This is a genomic window from Streptomyces sp. NPDC005566, from assembly GCF_040605575.1.
GTDB lineage: Bacteria > Actinomycetota > Actinomycetes > Streptomycetales > Streptomycetaceae > Streptomyces.
This window is the reverse complement of record NZ_JBEXDB010000014.1, coordinates 125,404-142,405: the sequence shown is the minus strand read 5'-3', so window position 1 is coordinate 142,405 and position 17,002 is coordinate 125,404. Positions and strand designations below refer to the sequence as shown.

12 protein-coding genes are annotated in these 17,002 nt (G+C 70.5%); 4 read left to right on the top strand and 8 right to left on the bottom strand.

Features of this window, described 5'->3' with window-relative positions:
- Positions 1–240 precede the first annotated feature (240 nt).
- The 4 genes from ABZS61_RS22705 to ABZS61_RS22690 form a co-directional block, all read right to left on the bottom strand.
- Complete coding sequence (locus tag ABZS61_RS22705) at positions 241–756, bottom strand: ATP-binding protein (protein ID WP_329215042.1); 516 nt, start codon at positions 754–756, stop codon at positions 241–243.
- Positions 757–1,007: 251 nt separating this feature from the next.
- On the bottom strand, positions 1,008–1,775 hold the full coding sequence (locus tag ABZS61_RS22700; protein ID WP_356424046.1) for an enoyl-CoA hydratase-related protein: 768 nt from the start codon (positions 1,773–1,775) through the stop codon (positions 1,008–1,010).
- 91 nt (positions 1,776–1,866) lie between these two features.
- On the bottom strand, positions 1,867–3,120 hold the full coding sequence (locus tag ABZS61_RS22695; RefSeq protein WP_356424043.1) for an Ig-like domain-containing protein: 1,254 nt from the start codon (positions 3,118–3,120) through the stop codon (positions 1,867–1,869).
- 204 nt (positions 3,121–3,324) lie between these two features.
- Positions 3,325–4,545, bottom strand: a complete 1,221-nt coding sequence (locus tag ABZS61_RS22690) for an Ig-like domain-containing protein (protein ID WP_356424039.1) — start codon at positions 4,543–4,545, stop codon at positions 3,325–3,327.
- A 268-nt stretch (positions 4,546–4,813) separates the two neighbouring features.
- Between ABZS61_RS22690 and glgX the strand changes: the two genes are divergently transcribed.
- Positions 4,814–6,934: a glycogen debranching protein GlgX gene (gene glgX, locus ABZS61_RS22685; RefSeq protein ID WP_356424330.1), complete on the top strand. Its 2,121-nt coding sequence runs from the start codon at positions 4,814–4,816 to the stop codon at positions 6,932–6,934.
- Between the two features lie 10 nt (positions 6,935–6,944).
- Here glgX and ABZS61_RS22680 read toward each other — a convergent pair whose 3' ends face one another.
- Genes ABZS61_RS22680 through ABZS61_RS22665 form a run of 4 tightly spaced genes read right to left on the bottom strand, consistent with a single transcriptional unit; the run spans position 6,945 to position 10,626 of the window.
- On the bottom strand, positions 6,945–7,601 hold the full coding sequence (locus ABZS61_RS22680) for a response regulator transcription factor (protein ID WP_356424036.1): 657 nt from the start codon (positions 7,599–7,601) through the stop codon (positions 6,945–6,947).
- A gap of 21 nt (positions 7,602–7,622) precedes the next feature.
- Complete coding sequence (locus ABZS61_RS22675; protein ID WP_356424032.1) at positions 7,623–8,903, bottom strand: sensor histidine kinase; 1,281 nt, start codon at positions 8,901–8,903, stop codon at positions 7,623–7,625.
- A gap of 32 nt (positions 8,904–8,935) precedes the next feature.
- Positions 8,936–9,703 carry an ABC transporter permease gene (locus ABZS61_RS22670; RefSeq protein ID WP_356424029.1) on the bottom strand — a complete coding sequence of 256 codons (768 nt, stop codon included), beginning with the start codon at positions 9,701–9,703 and terminating at the stop codon, positions 8,936–8,938.
- Between the two features lie 8 nt (positions 9,704–9,711).
- Entirely contained in the window at positions 9,712–10,626 is a 915-nt protein-coding gene (locus ABZS61_RS22665; protein ID WP_356424026.1) for an ABC transporter ATP-binding protein, read from the bottom strand.
- Positions 10,627–10,778: 152 nt separating this feature from the next.
- Here ABZS61_RS22665 and ABZS61_RS22660 point away from each other — a divergent pair, with 152 nt between their 5' ends.
- The 3 genes from ABZS61_RS22660 to ABZS61_RS22650 all read left to right on the top strand — a co-directional run bounded on the left by ABZS61_RS22660 (position 10,779) and on the right by ABZS61_RS22650 (position 16,884).
- On the top strand, positions 10,779–12,584 hold the full coding sequence (locus ABZS61_RS22660; RefSeq protein ID WP_356424023.1) for an ABC transporter ATP-binding protein: 1,806 nt from the start codon (positions 10,779–10,781) through the stop codon (positions 12,582–12,584).
- Entirely contained in the window at positions 12,581–14,467 is a 1,887-nt protein-coding gene (locus ABZS61_RS22655; protein ID WP_356424020.1) for an ABC transporter ATP-binding protein, read from the top strand. The genes ABZS61_RS22660 and ABZS61_RS22655 overlap by 4 nt, the downstream gene beginning before the upstream one ends.
- Positions 14,468–14,850: 383 nt before the next feature.
- Positions 14,851–16,884 (top strand): M4 family metallopeptidase, encoded by a 2,034-nt coding sequence (locus ABZS61_RS22650; protein ID WP_356424017.1) that lies wholly within the window; start codon positions 14,851–14,853, stop codon positions 16,882–16,884.
- Positions 16,885–17,002: the final 118 nt, after the last annotated feature.

Here is a 17,002-nt window from a genome sequence, read left to right as displayed (position 1 = left end):
TCAGCACAGATTGACCGGTTTACCGTTTTGGCGACAGGGTCGCCCGTCTGCCATAGTCGGGGACACGACCTCCTCCGACCCGAGCCAGGTCCCCAGCGCGGCCGTGGACACACCCCCCATTCCACGGCCCACACAGAAGCCCCCGACGCGCCGCACCACGGCCGACCGGGGGCTTCTGTACGTCGCGGCGGCAGGCGCCGTCATCAGCCCACCCCCATCGGCGGGCCCCAGCGGTCGGCCTCAGCGGTCGGAGGTGCGCATCTCGAACCAGGTGGTCTTGCCGCGGGGCAGGAGATCCACACCCCAGCGGTCGGAGAGCTTGTCGACGAGGAAGAGCCCCCGGCCGCTGACATCCATCTCCCGGACGGGCATCAGACACGGCAGCCCTCGCGAGGGGTCGCGCACCTCGATCCGGATCCAGCCCCGCCGGCGCAGCATCCGCAGTCCGAAGACCCGCGCCCCGGTGTGCCGCACGGCGTTGCCCACGAGCTCGGAGACGAGCAGTACGGCGTGCTCCGAGGTCTGCGGGGGCAGCGCCCACTGACGCAGCATCACGCACGAGGTGAGCCGACGGGCGGTGGCCGCGGACTCGGGGCGCGAGGGCAGCCGGACTTCGTCCTCCGTCGGATTTCCGAACAACTCCAGCGCTTTGAACGCCTGTTCGTCATCGACGGCCGGCATCCAGCGTGCCGCGGTCGCACTGCTGCGCGGTCGCGGCTGTTCCACACCCTCCAGGCCCGCCATGCCCACCATCATGGCCGCACGGAACGCCTTCCGTGACCGTTCCTGCGGAATCCCCTCACCGGAATCCACCATTCCGAGAGGGCGGATTGACATATGCCAGGGGCAGAACAACACCCCTGGCAGCCAGGGTGAACTGCGCCGACGCACCTTCGCCGGGTAATTGCACAGAGGGGACGCACACCGGACCTTAAGGTTCTCTTAAGGTCCAGCTAATGCGCCCACACGGATGAACGCGCGTCCCTCTGTACCCAACTGGCTTCCCGTCAGAGGAACTTGGCCTTGCCGGGCCCCTCCTCCACAAAGCTGCGCATACCGCGCTCCCGGTCCTCGGTGGCGAACAGACCGGCGAACCAGTTCCGCTCGATCGTGAGCCCGGTGTCGATGTCCGTCTCCAGACCCGCGTCCACGGACTCCTTCGCGGCGCGCAGCGCCAGCGCCGGCCCCTGGGCCAGCCGGGCGGCCCAGGCGTGCGCCTGCTCGTACACCTCGGCCGCGGGCACCACACGGTCCACCAGGCCGATCCTCAGGGCCTCCTCGGCCTTCACGTGACGGCCCGTGAAGATCAGGTCCTTGGCCCTGGACGGACCGACCAGCCGGGCGAGCCGCTGGGTGCCGCCGGCGCCCGGGATCAGCCCGAGCATGATCTCGGGCTGGCCGAGCTTGGCGTTGTCCGCGGCGATCCTGAAGTCGGCGCAGAGCGCCAGTTCGCAGCCGCCGCCCAGCGCGTAGCCGGTGACGGCCGCCACGACGGGCTTGGGGATGCGCGCCACGGCGGTGAACGAGTCCTGCAGGGCCTTGGAGCGCACGATCATCGCCGTGTGGTCCATCGCCTGCATCTCCTTGATGTCCGCGCCCGCCGCGAACACCTTCTCGCCGCCGTAGAGGATCACGGCACGCACGTCGTCGCGCCGGGTCGCCTCCTCGGCGAGCTCGCGCAGCCGGTCCTGGGTGGCGACGTCCAGGGCGTTCATCGGCGGACGGTCCAGCCGGATCGTGCCGACGTTGTCGCTTACTTCGAGGGTTACGGTCATGGAAGGCAGGTTAACCATCACTAACGCCGACGGGCCCGGTGCCGTTGGTCACAGCACCGGGCCCGTCGCATGCGCAGGGGAGCGAGCAGACCTACTCGGTCCACTCCGACCAGTCCATGTTCCAGCCGTTGAGGCCGTTGTCCGGCTGGATCACCTTGTCCTTGGAGTTCTTCACGACCACCACGTCACCGATCAGCGAGTTGTCGAAGAACCAGGCAGCCGGGGTCTTGCCGTCCCAGGCGCCGCGTACGTCGCGCAGACCGACGCAGCCGTGGCTGGTGTTGGTCGAGCCGAAGATGCTCGACGCGCCCCAGTAGTTGCCGTGGATGAAGGTGCCCGACGTGGACAGCCGCATCGCGTGGGGCACGTCCTTGATGTCGTACTCACCGCCGAAGCCGACGGTGTCACCGTTCATCCGGGTCACCTTGAGCTTCTCGCTGATGACCATCTGTCCGTTGTACGTGGTCGTCGACGGGGCGCCCGCGGAGATCGGGATGTCCTTGATCTGCTCGCCGTCGCGGACGACCTTCATCCGCTTGGAGCTCGCGTCGACGGTGGAGACCTGGCTGCGGCCGATGGTGAACTTCACGGTCTTGGCCTGCTTGCCGTAGACACCCGGCCGTCCCTCGACGCCGTCGAGGTCGAGGCGCAGCGTCACCTCGGTACCCGCGGCCCAGTACTCCTCGGGACGGAAGTCGAGGCGGTCGTTGCCGAACCAGTGGGGCTCGACCGGCACGGCGGGTTCCGCCGTCACCTTGATCGCCCTCTCCACGGCGTCCGGGTCGGTGATGCCCCGGGTGAAGTGGATCGACACCGGCATGCCGACGCCGACGGTCGCGCCGTCCTCGGGCGTGTACTGCCCGATGAAGGTGTTCTGGGGGACGAGCGTGGTGAAGGTGGTGTCCTTGGCCGACTGACGGCCCTTCGTGTCCTTGGCGACCGCGTGCACGGTGTACTTGGTCGCGGCGGCGAGATGCCGGTCGGGCGCCCAGCTGAGGCCGTCGGCGGATATCTTGCCCTCGACCGCCTTGCCCTTGGGGTCGGCGACCTTGACCGTGCTCAGCTTGCCCTGGGCGGCCGAGACCTTCAGCGCCCCGCTCGTCGCCACGTCATCGGCGCCGTCCTTGGGTGCGATGGTCACCACCGCCTGCGAGGCGCTGGTGTCGTCGACCTTCGCGCCCGCTCCCTTGCCGTCCTTCGCCCCGCCCGCGTCGCCGCCCCCGCCGCATGCCGTCACCAGCAGAAGCAGCGCACCCAGTACCAGTGCGAGAAGTCCGGGGGTCCTACGCCCACGCCGTCCTCTGCCCGCCCCGGCCGATGCCCCCGATATCGGCTGCCCGTTCAATGTGCTCGTCTCCCCTCGCACGGCCTGGCCCCGCCATGGCCCGCACCCCCGCGCGCTGTACGTGCACGCTCGGCGCAAGATAATCACACCGGGCGCTGGGAGAACTCCCCCGGAATGTCACCGTTCCGTCCCAAGTCACGCAGCCCCGCCCCCCGGTGGTCCCGGAGACCGCGTCTCCGGGACCTGCGCAGGTCGGACCGGGGATCAGCGCAGTGCCGAACCGGCCTTCCACCGGTCCCATCCGAGGTTCCACCCGCCGAGCCCGTTGTCCGGGGCGACCGTCGTGTCGGCGGAGTTGATCACCTCGACGACATCGCCCACGAGCGTCCGCTCGAAGAACCATCCGGCCGGGGTGTCCGAGCTGCCGCCCTTCACGTCGCGCAGGCCGATACAGCCGTGGCTGGTGTTGTCGGAGCCGAAGATGTCGGGGGACTCCCAGTAGTTGCCGTGCAGGAAGGTCCCCGACTTGGTCAGCCGGATGGCGTGCGGTACGTCCTTGATGTCGTACTCGCCGCCGAAGCCGACGGTGCGGCTGTCCATCCGGGTCATCTCGTGCAGTTCGGAGACCACCATCTTCCCGTTGTACGTGGTCGTCTTCTTCGCGCCCGCGGTGATGGGCACCGTACTGACGAGCTCGCCGTCGCTGCGTACCTCCATGGTGTGGTTCAGGGCGTCGACCACGGACGTCTGCGACCTGCCGACCCGGAAGGTGACCTTCTTCTTCTGGCTGCCGTACACCCCGGGCGCACCCTTGACGTCGCGCAGCCCCACATCGACGGTGACCTCGGTGCCGGGTTTCCAGTACGTGGCCGGGCGGAAGTCGAGGCGGTCCTTCCCGAACCAGTGGCCGACCACCTCGGTCTCGGGCTCCGCGGTGATCCTGATGGCCTTCTCCACCGCGGCACGGTGCTTGACCGGCCGGTTGAAGTCGAAGGAGACGATCATTCCGGTGCCCACCGTGGACCGGTTCTCCGGCTTGAAGTAGCCGATGAAGCGGTCCTTGGGCACGAGGGTCGTGAAGGTGGTGTTGCGGGCCGAGCGGTGGCCGACCTCGTCGACGGCGACCGCTTCGACGCTGTACTTCCCCGCCAGTCCGAGCCGGTACGCGGCGTCCTGGGGCGCCCAGGACCGGCCGTCCTTCGCGATCTCGCCCCGCACCTCCTTCCGTTCCGCGTCCTCCATCCGTGTCACCTTGACCCGTTCGAGCCGTCCGTCGGGGACGGTGACCATGATCCGGCTCCTGGCTCCGACGTTCTCGGCGCCGTCCTTGGGGACGATCCGGATGACGTCATCGGGGGATCGGTCGTCCCCGAAGATCGGCATGCCCCCGGTGCAGCCGGTCAGTACGGCCAGCACGGCGAACAGCCCTGCCCATGTCAGCACGGCGGCCGAACCCGCCCGTGCTCTCTTCGCTACGTGGTTCACGTCCCCCCAACGACAAGGGGAGGGCGGGGGAAACGTGAGTGCGGGCCCCGCCGTGGGCAGAACAGAGGGGGAGGACCACACCGGGAGGGCCGCGGCCGGGACGCCGTGCGCCCTGTCTGCGGTGCCGCCCCGACGAGCCGCGGGAGGCCGAGAGGTGTCGAGCACAGCCGAGCAGGAGGAAGCGTCACCGACGATCGGGAGGGTGGTGGAGCGCGGACCGGCCGTACGGAAGGAACCGGCCGGACCACCCGTATGGCCGGGTGCCCCGATGCCGCTCGGAGCCCGGTTCCGGGTCGGTCCGGACGGCGTCGCGGGCACCAACTTCGCACTCTGGGCCGGCGGGGCGGAGGCCGTCGAGCTCTGTCTCTTCGATGCGCAGGGCCGCGAGACACGGCTGCCCCTGACCGAACTCACCCATGAGATCTGGCACGGTTTCGTCCCCGGCGTACGGGCCGGACAGCGTTACGGCTACCGGGTGCACGGCCGCTGGGACCCCTGGACCGGCGCCCGCTGGAACGCGGCGAAACTGCTCCTCGACCCGTACGCCCGTGCGGTGGACGGTTCGTTCACCCTGCCGCCCGAGGTGTACGGCCATGTGAGGGACTGGCCGCAGCAGCAGGTCGCCGACACCGTGCGCGACGACCGGGACTCGGCGCCGTACGTGCCCAAGGGCGTCGTCGTGCACGACGACGACGACTGGGTGGAGGACCGAAGGCCCAAGACCCCGTGGGCGGACTCGGTCATCTACGAACTGCACGTGCGCGGCTTCACCAAGCTCCACCCGGACATCCCGCCGGAGCTGCGGGGCACCTACGCCGGACTCGCCCACCCCGCCGCCGTCGGCCACCTCCAGCGGCTCGGCGTGACGGCCGTGGAACTGCTCCCCGTCCATCAGTTCGCCCACGAGGACCATCTGCTGCGGCGCGGACTGCACAACTACTGGGGATACAACTCGATCGGCTACTTCGCACCGCACGCCGGCTACGCGGCGAGCGGCACGGCGGGCGGACAGGTCGGCGAGTTCAAGAAGATGGTGCACGCCCTGCACGACGCCGGGATCGAGGTGATCCTCGACGTGGTCTACAACCACACCGCGGAGGCGGGCGAGCTCGGCCCGATGCTGTCCCTGCGCGGCATCGACAACCGCGGCTACTACCGCCTCCAGCCGGACGCCCGCCGCTACGCGGACTACACCGGCTGCGGCAACACCCTGCACGTGGTGCAGCCGCAGGTGCTCCGCCTGATCACGGACTCGCTGCGCTACTGGGTGACGGAGATGGGCGTCGACGGCTTCCGCTTCGACCTGGCGGCTGCACTGGCCCGCTCGATGCACGACGTCGACATGCTCTCCCCCTTCCTCGCGGTGATCGCGCAGGACCCGGTCCTGCGCCGGGTCAAGCTCATCGCCGAACCGTGGGACGTCGGCAACGGCGGCTACCAGGTCGGCGCCTTCCCTCCCCTGTGGACCGAGTGGAACGACCGCTACCGCGACGCCGTACGGGACTTCTGGCGCGGTGCGCTCCCGGACGTACGGGACATCGGCTACCGGCTCACGGGGTCGAGCGATCTGTACGCCTGGGGCGGCAGACGCCCGTACGCCTCCGTCAACTTCGTCACCGCCCACGACGGATTCACCCTGCGCGACCTGGTCACCTACGAGCACAAGCACAACGAGGCCAACGGCGAGGGCAACCGTGACGGCACGAACGACAACCGTGCCTGGAACTGCGGCGCGGAGGGCGAGAGCGACGACCCCGCCATCAACGCCCTGCGCCGCCGCCAGCTGCGCAACCTGCTCACCACGCTGCTCCTTTCGACCGGTGTGCCGATGCTGGTGGCGGGCGACGAGATGGGCCGTACGCAGGGCGGCAACAACAACGCGTACTGCCAGGACAACGAGATCGGCTGGCTGGACTGGTCGCTCCTCGACCGGCCGGAGTGGCGGGAGCTGACCGAGCTGACCACCCGGGTGCTGGCCCTGCGCCAGGCCCATCCGGTACTGCGCCGCCGCGCCTTCTTCGCCGGGACCCCCCAGGCCCCGGACGGGCTGCGGGACCTGGCGTGGTTCACGCAGCAGGGCACGGAGATGACGGAGGGGGACTGGTACGCACCGGCCGCGACACTCGGCCTCTACCTCTCCGGGCGCGACATCCCGGGCAGGGACGCCCGGGGCGAGCAGATCACCGACGACAGCTTCCTGGCCGTCCTGCACGCCGCGCACACCCCGTGCGACTTCCATCTGCCGGGAGCGCCCTGGGCGCAGTCGTACGAACTGCTCCTGGACACCTCCCGGGAGGACCAGTCCACGGCCCCCGGCACGGTCCACCGGGGCGGTACGACGCTGACGGTGCCGGGGAGGTCGGTGCTGCTGCTGCGGGTGACGGGGTGAGGGGCGCGGCTCAGCCGAGGATGCGCCGCTCGTAGGCGACGGCGACGGCAGCGGCGCGGTCCTTGGCACCCAGTTTGGCGAAGACATGGGTGAGGTGGGTCTTCACGGTCGCCTCGCTGATGAACAGCTCGGCCGCGATCTCGCGGTTCGACGTCCCCCTGGCCACGAGGCTCAGCACCTCGCGCTCGCGCGCGGACAGCGACTCGTGGCCGGGAGCGGCCGGAGTGCGCACCCGCGCGATGAGCCGGGACGCGACGGCCGGGGAGAGCACGGTGCGGCCGTCGGCGGCGGCACGGACGGCGGTGAAGAGTTCGTCGCGGGGCGCGTCCTTGAGCAGGTAACCGGTCGCGCCCGCCTCGATCGCCGGGAGGGTGTCGGAGTCGGTGTCGTACGTGGTCAGGACGAGCACCTTGGACCGGGCGCCGAGCCGGGTCAGCTCGGCGATGGCGGCCACTCCCCCGCCGCCCGGCATCCGGAGGTCCATCAGGACGACATCGGGATCCAGCCGGGTGGCGAGCTCGACGGCTGCCACTCCGTCGGCCGCCTCACCCAGCACGTCGAAGCCGGGGGCGGATGCGAACATGCCGCGCAGGCCGTCGCGTACCACGGGGTGGTCGTCGACGACGAGAAGGGTGATGACGCGTGCGGTGCCCGTGGCCTCAGTCATGTCGGGCCACCGTACTGTCCGTCAGCCACGGTGGACCAGGGGCACTCTGGCGCAGACGGCCGTGCCCAGTCCGGGTTCGGACTCCACCGTGACCGTGCCCGCGATCCGTTCGGCGCGGGACCGCATCCCGCCGAGGCCGAATCCGCCCGAGCCTCTGTACGGCGGGAGCGCTTCCGGGTCGAAGCCGTGGCCGTCGTCGCGTACGTCCAGGGTGATCTCGTCGCCCATGTAGGAGAGCGTGACGCCGACCCGTGACGCTCCGGCGTGCCTGGCGGCGTTGGCGAGGGACTCCTCGGCGATACGGAGCAGGGTGGCGCCGACCTCGTCGTGGAGCGGCTCGACGGCGCCCGTGACGGTGAAGCCGACGCGCACGCTGGTGTGTTCGGCCCACCGGGTGACCGTCTTCGTGAGCGCTCCCGGAAGGTCGTCGTCCTCGAGCGCGGCGGGCACCAGGTTGTGCACGGAACGCCGTGCCTCACCGAGGCTGTCCCGGGCGAGCCCGGCGGCACGGTCCAGGTGCTCGCGGGCCAGGGACGGATCGGAGTCCGCCGTGGACGTGGCGGCCTGGAGCTGGGCGATGATTCCGGTCAGTCCCTGCGCGAGGGTGTCGTGGATCTCGGCGGCCAGCCGCCGACGCTCGTCGGCGACACCGGCCTCCCGGGCCTGGACGAGGAGTTGGGCGTGCAGGGCCGCGTTCTCCGCGAGGGCCTGTTCCAGCCGGGTGTTGGTGCGCTCCAGTTCGCCGATGGTCTCGGTCTGGCGCCGGGCCTTCTCGGCCTCCCGGGCGCCGAGGCTGCCGAAGAGGAGGGCGAGGGAGGCGTGCAGGACGAAGAGCGCGCCGAAGGCCGCCCAGTTGGTGAGGGAGGCCGGTGGCATTCCGCTGCCGGACTGCGCGCCGGCCATCGTGACGGCGGTGCAGAGCAGTCCGGCGCGGGCGAAGCGTCCGGGGAGCAGGTTGCCCGCGTCGAAGTAGCCGACGATGGCGTAGACGGAGAAGAACGGGTTGCACCAGCAGAGTGCGAAGGCGAGCACGGTCCGCAGGACGTAGTAGACCCGTCCGGCACGCGCGTGCGGAGGGGCCCCGGCCCGGGTGCGGTCCCACCACAGCTGCAGGGCGCAGGCCGCGGGGACCAGGATCCCGGCGGCGTACACGTCCGCGCGGGACATCCCGACGAGGCCGGAGGACAGTGCGGCCATCAGGACGGCGATGCCCAGGAACGTGTACGGCCCGTACCGGTGGAACTGCTCGTAGCGTTGCTCGACCGTCGTGCCGCCGCTCACCGCGTCTCCCCCGTCACCCATGGGCCCCAGTCTCCCCGCCGCCGTCTGCCTGGTCACTCCCAGCGGAAGAGCCGGGTGGCTGCCGCCCCCAGTGCCGCGGTCCACAGCGCCATCACCCCCAGGTGCACCCAGTGGGGCCAGCTGCCGGAGGCCGCCTGGTCCAGCGCCTGTGAGGCGGCGCCGAACGGGGTCGCCCCGACGATCCGGCGGAGCAGGTCGGGCATGGTCTGGACGGGCACCCAGACGCCTGCGGTGAACATCATCACCAGGTACGCCACCGATCCGATGGCCGCCGAGGCCTTGGTCGTCCGGGACAGCGCGCAGATCGTTGCGCCGAGGGCGAGGACGCAGGCGGTCGCCAGGAGCAGGGCCAGCAGGTAGCCGAGGGCCTGTTCCGGCAGCCGCACCCCGAACGCGATCCGCCCGACGGCGACGGCGAGCAGGGCGGAGGCGGCGGAGGCCGCCCCGTGCAGCGCGATCTGGGCGGTCAGCAGAGCGGACGGGCGTACCGGGGTGGCGGACATCCGGCGCAGGATGCCGCGTTCGCGGTAGCCGGTGAGGATCGGCGGCATGGCCTGCAGACCGGCCATGATCATGCCGAGCAGGACGGCCACCGGTACGTACAGGTCGATGACGCTTCTCCCGCCGAGGGCGGCGTCGTCCTGGCGGAAGGACGGGATGAGCCCGAGGACCGTCAGCAGGGCGGTCGGGAAGACGAGGATCCAGAACAGGCTGCCCGGCTCCCGCAGGAAGAGGCGGGTCTCCGCCCGGAGGACCGCGACGAGCGAGCCGTTCGTTCCCGTGGTGCGCGCTGTACCCATGGCTGTGGTCATGTCCGGGTGGCCCGTTCCGTGAGGTCGAGGAAGGCGTCGTCCAGGCTGGCTTCCAGGACGCGCAGGTGGCGTGCGGTGACACGGTGCCGGGCCAGCAGCGAGATGACCGCGTTGGCGGTGTCGTCGTCACCGTGGACGACGACACCGCCGTCGGACTCCGCGACGGAGACGGAGACGGCACCGGGCAGTCCGGCGAGCTCGGCCGGCGGGAGCGGCTCCGACGGGGTGAAGGAGATGACGGTGGAGCCCGCGGCCCGGCCGATCAGCCCGGCAGGGGTGTCGAGCGCGACGAGGCGGCCCTTGTCGATCACCGCGACCCGGTCGCAGAGTCGCTCGGCCTCCTCCATGAAGTGGGTGACCAGCAGGACCGTCACCCCGCCGGCCCGGATCTCCTCGATGAGCCGCCAGGTGTCCCTGCGGGCCCTCGGGTCGAGGCCGGTGGTCAGTTCGTCGAGCACGACCACCCGTGGATCGCCGATGAGTGCGAGGGCGATGAACAGCCGCTGCTTCTGACCGCCGGACAGCTCGGCGAAGCGGCGGTCCAGGTGGTTGTCCAGCCCGAGCCGTTCGGCGAGCGACCGCCAGTCGGCGGGCTGCGGATAGAAGGCGCTGTACAGCTCGAGCGCCTCGCGCACGGTCAGCTTGGGCTGCAGCTCGCTCTCCTGGAGCTGGGCGCCGAGCAGGAGCGTCACCCGGTCGCGGTCGGCGACGGGATCGAGTCCGGCGACCCGGACCGTGCCCGCGTCGGGGACCCTCAGTCCCTCGACGCATTCGACGGTGGTCGTCTTGCCCGCTCCGTTGGGTCCGAGGATCCCGAAGATCTCCCCCTCGTCCACGGAGAAGCTCACTCCGTCGACCGCAACGCGCCCCGCGTACGCCTTGCGTACCGCGTTCACTTCGATGACTGGCATACGTCGAGGATTGCGCCGGGTCCGGTGGCGCGGTATCCGCCGTCACGCTCGAACCGGCATCCGCCGATCGGTTGACGGAGACCTCCGACCGGTGCGGAGTGTCCGGAAAACCAGATGAGCGATGTCAGTGGTGAACCATAGGCTCGCTCCTGATGCCCGAAAAACCTGCAGAGCACACGGACCGGTCCGCCGTGCGCTCCCTCATGCGTCTGTGGCCCTATGTCCGACCTGTGCGGATGCGCTGGCTCAGTGCCGCTCTCGTGGCGGTCCTGGCCTCGTGTCTCGGCCTGGTGATCCCCCTCGTCCTGAAGTGGATGGTGGACGGTCCCGTCGCGGACCGGGACCCGGGCGGAGTCTGGCTGGGCGCGCTCTACCTGCTGTTGCTGGGGATCGCCGAGGCAGGGCTGTTCGGGCTCCGGCGGTGGCTCGTGGCGCGGCCGCTGGCGGGGGTCGAGGCGTCGATGCGCGCCGATCTCTACCGGCATCTGCAACGGCTTCCGGTGGCCTTCCACGACCGCTGGCCCTCGGGGCAGCTGCTCTCGCGCGGGACGACGGATCTGATGCTGATGCGGATGTTCCTGGCTTTCCCGCTGACGTTCCTGCTGGTCAACACCACGACGATCCTGGTCGGTTTCGTCATCCTGTTCGCCCAGGACTGGTCGCTCGGGCTGGTGCTCCTGGCGCCCGCGCTGCCGCTGATGGTCCTGTGCTCGCTCTTCGAGTCGAAGTACGCGCTGGTGGCGCGCTCGGCGCAGGACCAGGTCGGTGATCTGACGACGGTCGTCGAGGAGAGCGTGCTGGGCATCCGCATCGTGAAGGGTTTCGGCCGGAACCGCAGCCAGGCGCAGGCCTTCCGCGCGCTGGCGCAGCGGCTGCGCGGTACGGAGCTGGGCAAGGCCCGGCTGCTCGCGGGGATCTGGGCGCTCATCACCGCCATCCCCGAGCTGGCGATCGGTGCCGCGCTGGTGCTCGGCACGATCCAGGTGGCGGACGGCGGCCTGTCCGCCGGGACGCTGGTCGCGTTCCTGTCGACGGCGCTCGCACTGCGCTGGCCGGTCGAGTCGATCGGCTTCCTGCTGGCGATGAGCCAGGAGTCGGCGACGGCCGCCGACCGCTACTTCGAGGTCATGGACGTGGCCGAGGAACTGGACGAGGACGCCCCGGACGCGGCGGCCGGGCGGGCCGGGGCGGGCATCGTCTTCGACGGGGTCGAGTTCCGCTACCCGGATGCCGAGCCCGGTTCCGTACCCGTACTGGCCCGGATCGACCTGCGGGTCCGGCCCGGCGAGACGATGGCCCTGGTGGGGGCGACCGGGTCGGGGAAGACAACGCTCACGGCACTCGTCCCGCGGCTGCACGAGGTCTCCGGCGGGCGGATCCTGCTGGACGGCGAGGACATCGCCACCATGGGACGGCCCAGGCTGCGCGAGCTCGTCTCGGTGGCGTTCGAGGAGCCGACGCTCTTCTCGGCGACCGTCGGGGAGAACGTTCTGATGGGCGCGGACGGTGCGGGTGAGAAGGAGCTGCGCCGGGCGCTCGCGGTGGCGCAGGCCGACTTCGTGTACGACCTGCCGCAGGGTGTCGACACCCAGGTCGGGGAGCAGGGCCTGAGTCTTTCCGGCGGCCAGCGCCAGCGTCTCGCGCTGGCCCGTGCGGTGGTCGGCGAGCCGCGGTTCCTGGTGCTCGACGACCCGCTCTCCGCTCTGGATGTGCACACGGAGGCGCTGGTGGAGGCGGCGCTGCGGCGCGTGCTCGACGAGACGACGGCCGTGGTGGTCGCGCACCGGCCGTCCACGGTGATGCTGGCCGACCGGGTGGCTCTGCTGTCCGAGGGCCGGATCAGCGCCGTCGGGACCCATCAGGAACTTCTGCGCACCAGTGCCGAATACGCCTGGCTGATGTCGGGTGCCGAGGACGACGCCCGTGTGCTCACTGCCGAGGAGGGCAGCTCCCGATGACCAGTGCCACTGCCGACGGACCGGCCGCCACCGACGGATCCGTCCTCGCCGACGAGGACCTTCCCGGGGCGAAGCCCGACCGGCCGGGCCCCGGGGACGCCTTCGATCAGGACGCCCTTCCCGCGCCGCCCGGTTCGACCTGGGCTCTGCTGACCTCGCTGCTCGGCCCCCTGCGCGCCCGGGTGGTCGTGGCGTCCCTCCTGCTCCTGGTCCAGCAGGTCGCGGTGCAGGCGGGGCCGTTGCTGGTCGCGTACGCCATCGACAGCGGCGTGCCCGCGTTCCGGGACCACGACTACGGGCCGCTGATCGCCGTGGGCGTGGGGTACGGCGTGTGCTCGGTCGGCGCGGGGGCGCTGCAGTACGCGTTCATCCGGGCCGCCGCGCGGATCAACCAGGACGTGCTGCTCGATCTGCGCGGCCGGATCTTCCGCCACGCACAGGCGCTCAGCGTCGACTTCCACGAGCGCTACACCTCCGGCCGGCTGATCTCGCGCTCGACCACGGATGTGGAGTCCCTGCGCGAGCTGCTGAGCGAGGGGCTCCAGGAACTCATCGGTGTGGTCCTGTCGTTCGTGTCGATCTCGCTGATGCTGCTGTGGCTGGATCTCGGCATCGGCGCGATCGCGGTGGCCTCCTTCGTGCCCCTGTACCTGCTGGTGCGGATGTACCGGCTCCGGGCGGCCGAGGCCTATTCGGCGCGCTCCTCGGCCATCGCCGGGGTCATCGTGAAGTTCGCGGAGACGATGAACGGGATCCGCCCCGTGCAGGCCTTCCGCAGGGAGCGGGTCAACGACGCGGACTTCTCGGTGCTCAACCACCGCCACGAGCGGCGGAACGGGGACGCGCTGCTGGAGATGGCCCGCTATGTCGTCGGTTCCCGGTTGGTCGCCAACACGGCGGTGGCCGCGATGGTGCTGTGGGGTGCCCACCGCGTCGCGTCGGGGACGCTGGCACTCGGGGTGCTGGCCGCGGCGGTGCTGTATCTGCGGCGGCTGTACGACCCGATCGACCGGCTCGCGATGTTCCTCAACTCCTACCAGTCGGCGGCTGCCTCGCTGGAGAAGATCGCCGGTCTGCTGGCGCAGACGCCCGCCGTTCCCGAGCCGGCCTCGCCGAAGGAACTGCCCTCCCCCGCCGGCGGGTACCCGGGCCGTGAGGTGAGGTTCGACGGGGTGCGGTTCGCCTACCGGACGGGCGGCGAGGTCCTGCCCCGCTTCGGTCTGACGATCCCGGCGGGCCAGACGGTGGCCGTGGTCGGTTCGACGGGCGCGGGCAAGTCGACGCTCGCCAAGCTGCTGGCGCGTTTCTACGATCCGACCGAGGGCCGGGTCCTGCTGGACGGGACCGATCTGCGCGATCTTGCGACACCGGAGCTGCGGCGGGGTGTGGTGATGGTGACCCAGGAGGCGTTCCTGTTCTCGGGGACGATCGCGGAGAACATCGCGATCGGCCGTCCGGACGCGACGCCCGAGGAGATCGAGCACGCGGCGAAGGCCATCGGCGCGCACGACTTCATCAGCGGCCTGCCTGACGGCTACGCCACGGACGTACGCAAGCGGGGTGGCCGGATCTCGGCCGGTCAGCGTCAGCTGGTGGCGTTCGCCCGCGCCTTGCTCGCGGATCCCGCCGTGCTGATTCTCGACGAGGCGACGAGCTCGCTCGACATTCCCGGCGAGCGGGCGGTGCAGCGTGCCATGGACACCGTGCTGCACGGCCGTACGGCGGTGGTGATCGCCCACCGCCTGTCGACCGTGGAGATCGCGGACCGGGTTCTCGTGATGGAGCACGGCCGCATCGTGGAGGACGGAAGTCCGGCCGAACTCATCGGCACCGACGGCAGGTTCGCCGGGCTTCACCGCGCCTGGCGGGAGAGTCTGGCCTGACGGAGTACCGACGGGTAGGTCCGCTGCCATCCAGGGACGGCGCAGAACTGGCCACAGTTCTGCGCCGTCTCAGCACGTGGTCATCGTCCGTTTGCCGCTTCGCCGTTCGAACACCGTGAATTCGAACGAAATCTCAACTCACCCTGCGAATTCTGGCCCCCGACGGTCCCGGCACCCTCTTTACGGCACCTGGATGACATACGGCGAAACGTCCGCTTAACGAACATGACCATTCCGGCAACGGACGAGTTCCGGCCAATGTGTTGACGCGGTCCTGACATACACCCCTTTCTGCTGGGACTCTTCCCCCGTTCTGCGCACCGCCTGCTCTGCCCGTCCGGCTCACCCAGCCGGCCGTCACCCCCCTCGCAGAAGGAGTCCGCGTGAGATCCAGATCCAGCCGTCGTGCCACCGCGACCGGCGCTCTCATAGCCGCAGCAGCCCTCCTCACCGTCGGAGTACAGACCGGGGCGGCCACCGCCGCTCCCGACGCCGCCGCCTCCTCGGCCGCCGCCGCCAAGGGCGCCGACCCGGGTTCGCTGCCCGCGAAGCTCTCCCCCGCCCAGCGTGCCGAACTCCTCCGCGAGGCCAACTCCACCAAGGCGGCGACCGCCAAGGAGCTCGGCCTCGGCGCCACGGAGAAGCTCGTGGTCCGCGACGTCGTCCAGGACGTCGACGGCACCACGCACACCCGCTACGAGCGCACCCTCGACGGCCTTCCCGTCCTCGGCGGCGACCTGGTCGTGGCCGAGACGAAGGCCGGGAGGACCGAGGGCGTCACCAAGGCGTCCAAGGCCACGGGCGCCCAGCTGAAGGCGGTGGGCACCGCGGCGGACGTCGCGCCCGCCACCGCCGAGAAGCAGGCCCTGACCGCGGCGAAGGCCGAGGGCTCCAAGAAGACCGAGGCCAGCAAGGCCCCGCGCAAGGTGGTCTGGACGGCGAGCGGCACACCCCGGCTCGCGTACGAGACCGTCGTCGGCGGCCTCCAGCACGACGGCACCCCGAACGAGCTGCACGTCATCACCGACGCCTCCTCCGGCGCCAAGCTCTACGAGTGGCAGGCCATCGAGACGGGCACCGGCAACACCCAGTACAGCGGTCAGGTGACGCTCGGCACCTCGGGCTCGTACAACCTCACCGACTCGACGCGCGGCAACCACAAGACGTACAACCTGAACCGCGGCACGTCGGGCACCGGGACGCTCTTCTCCGGCACCGACGACATCTGGGGCAACGGCCTCCCGTCGAACCTCGAGACCGCCGGCGCCGACGCCCACTACGGCGCGGCCGAGACGTGGGACTACTACAAGAACATCCACGGCCGCAGCGGCATCCGGGGTGACGGCGTCGGTGCGTACTCCCGCGTCCACTACGGCAACAACTACGTCAACGCGTTCTGGTCCGACAGCTGCTTCTGCATGACGTACGGGGACGGCAGCGGCAACTCCGCGCCCCTGACCTCCCTCGACGTGGCCGCCCACGAGATGACGCACGGCGTCACCTCGAACACCGCGGGCCTCAACTACAGCGGCGAGTCCGGCGGCCTCAACGAGGCGACCAGTGACATCTTCGCCGCCGCGGTCGAGTTCTACTCCAACACCGCGGCGGACCCCGGCGACTACTTCGTCGGCGAGGAGATCAACATCAACGGCGACGGCACCCCGCTGCGCTACATGGACAAGCCGAGCAAGGACGGCGCGTCCAAGGACTATTGGTACTCGGGCATCGGCTCGGTCGACGTCCACTACTCCTCGGGCCCGGCGAACCACTGGTTCTACCTGCTCTCCGAGGGCAGCGGTGCCAAGACCGTCAACGGGGTCTCGTACAACTCCCCGACCTCCGACGGCCTTCCGGTGACGGGCATCGGCCGCGACAAGGCCGCGCAGATCTGGTTCAAGGCGCTCACCACCAAGTTCACCTCGACGACGAACTACGCGGCCGCCCGCACCGGAACCCTCGCCGTGGCCGGTGAGCTCTACGGCGCGACGAGCGCCGAGTACACCGCGGTCGCCAACGCGTGGGCCGGCATCGCCGTGGGATCGCGCCCCGGCGGCGGCGACCCCGACCCGGGCGGCAAGGTCTTCCAGAACACGACCGTCAAGGCCCTCGCCGACCGGAGCACCACCAACATCCCCGTCGCCGTCACGGGCGTCACGGGCAATGCGCCGAGCGGCCTCTCGGTCGCGGTCAACATCACCCACACCTACCGCGGTGACCTGGTCCTCGACCTGGTCGCCCCGGACGGTACGGCGTACCGGCTGAAGAACTCCTCGTCGAGCGACTCCGCGGACAACGTGGTGGCGACCTACACGGTCAACGCCTCTTCCGAGGTGGCGAACGGCACGTGGAACCTGAAGATCACGGACGCCTACTCGGGTGACACCGGGACCTTCAACAGCGTCAAGCTGACCTTCTGACCCGGTGAGCAGGCATCCGCTGCCGCAGAACAGCAGCACCTGAGCAACTGACGTACGCGGGACGGCCCGGGAGAGCATCGCTCCTCCCGGGCCGTCGTGCGTGCCGGTCGCGCCCGCT